Source organism: Streptomyces sp. NPDC054840 (genome assembly GCF_053611065.1).
Genome location: NZ_JBSGZP010000946.1, coordinates 1 through 2,209 on the forward strand (window position 1 = coordinate 1; position 2,209 = coordinate 2,209).

1 pseudogene is annotated in these 2,209 nt (G+C 75.6%); it reads right to left on the minus strand.

From position 1 onward, the window contains the following. Positions 1-638 precede the first annotated feature (638 nt). Positions 639-2,209: pseudogene (locus ACWGIU_RS36265) on the minus strand (ATP-binding protein); the annotation flags it as partial.

Sequence of the window (2,209 nt, forward strand, 5' to 3'; positions counted from 1 at the left end):
CGTCCAGAATTGCGGTCCGTCGGTACGCCGGAAGCGGTACTTCTCCCCCGCTCCCGCCGGTGACCACTGCCGGCCGCGCCGGGCCGGGGCCGTCGCCTCGATGGTCTGGGTCAGGGGTCACGGCGTCCGTCGCGAGGTCCGGTCCGAGGCGGCCCGGGGTACCGGTCGCGGATCAGGTGTCCATGCCGTGGACGGCCGGCTCGATCAGCCGCATCCGCGGCCGGAAGCCCGTGGTCTGCTCCGCCGACCGGGGCCGGACACGCATGTCGTGCTCCAGCTCGCCGAGGAGCTCCGCCAGCTCCCGGGGGGGGAGCCGCCGGCTCCCGGGCGCCGGGGGCGAACCGGTCGGTCCGCGCGTGCGGGCCGTCCGCTACCTCGGGAAGGCGAGGCCCGGCGGGGTCGGGCGGGGCCGTGAGCCGTTCGCGCAGGGCGTGCGCGAGGTGGCGGTTGCGCTCCGCCCACGTGCCGCACCAGGTCGGTGACCGGCCGGCCGGGGCGGGAGGGGACCGCTGGTACCGGATCGCCGAGGTCGAACGCCCAGCGCACCGCCTTCTCGATGCCGCCGCCCCGGTCCGGAAGCGGGCGAGTTTCTCGACGTGATCCATACGGTTCGCCTTCCCGGCGGGCGGCGGCCCCGATCACGTCGAGCTACGGGCGAACGCCTCCAGTGCTTCCCTCAGGCCGGGCCGGTCGGTGCCCAGCTTGCGGCAGGCCGCCGACAGTGCCCAGTCCGGCGCGGGCAGCACCACAGCCTTTGGCACGGTCTCCTTCTCGGCGCGCACCGCGAGGTCCGCCGCCAGCAGTTCCTCCTCCGTGAGCCCGTCCTCCCAGGCCAGCCCGCACGGCAGGCTGCCGCCCAGTGCCAGCAGGGTGTGGGTGGTCTCCGCGGCCAGCCCGTCCGCACCGCATTCCCGCGCGGTCACCTGGGCCTGCATCAGCAGGTCCGCGTCCCGCAGCTCGGTGCCGAGCGCGGCCAGGGCACAGGCCAGTTCGTAGCCCGCCGGTGAGGTCGAGAGCAGGGTGACCGCCTCCTGGAGGAGCCCTGCCCGCTCCTCGGGGGCGGCGACCTGCGCCGCCACCCGCAGGGCCTGGCCGATGCCCGAGGCGGCGCCGAAGGCGCGGGCCCGGCGGACGGCGTCGTCGGCCAGGGCGCGGGCCCGCCGCGGATCGTCCGCGGCCAGCGCCCGGGCCAGGTGCAGCTGCCACGGGCACCAGGACGGGTTCTGGATACCGCGCGGCGTCAGCCGCCGGTCGACCGCCTCCAGTTCGACGATGGCCGCCTGCGTCTCGCCCCGGGACAGGAGCAGTTCGGCGTACACGGTCTGGGAGTCGGGGAAGACGACGGCCGCCGGGAAGGGGCTGCCGTACTCGTGCTCCTGGGCCAGGTCCCAGGCCTCCTCGGGCCGGCCGCGCGCGAGCAGGGTGGTGAGGAGGATGGCTATGGCGTACCAGTGCACGGGGGTACGCCGGCCCACCCGTTCGGCGAGCCGCAGCCCGGCCCGGGCCAGTTCCTCGGCGTCCACGAGCCGCCCGCGCCGGTAGCGCACGTAGGCCCGCAGGCTGTAGGCGAAGGAGAGGTGCGCCCCGCGCCAGCCGTGCCGCTCGAACTCGGCGGTGCCCTCCTCGAACAGCTCCTCCGCCCGGCCGGGCCGGTCGGCGTACATGTGGACCATGGCGGCCAGCACCGGGACCTCGAAGCCGCGGTCCTCGTGGGCCCAGCTGAAGGGCCGCTCCAGCACCCGGCCGGCGTGGTGCAGCACGACGTCGACCGACTCGCCCCGCAGGCAGGCGTCCCAGGCGCGCAGCCCGATGATGTACCGCTCGGTGAGGTCGCGCCCGGTCAGCCGGTCGGCGAGGCGGGCGAGCCGGCGGGAGCGGGCCGGGGAGTCGGTCTCGGCGGCGTTGAAGGCGTCCCACATGAACTGCTCGGACTGCAGGCGCAGCCGGGCGCGTACGTCCTGGGTGTACGGGATCTCCCGCGCGAGCGATTCCGAGGCTTCGGCGAGGCGGTCGCTGTGGGCGAGGACCTGGGCGAGCCGGATGACGATGCCCTGGCGCAGGGCCGGGTCGTCGGAGGGCTCGGCGAGGGCGGCCCTCAGATGGTTGACGGTGTTGGCGGGCTCGGTGAGCAGGGAGGCACAGCCCAGTTCGTAGAGGACGGCGGCCCGTTCGTCGAAGTCCGGGGGTTCGAGCAGGGCCCGGGCGAGCT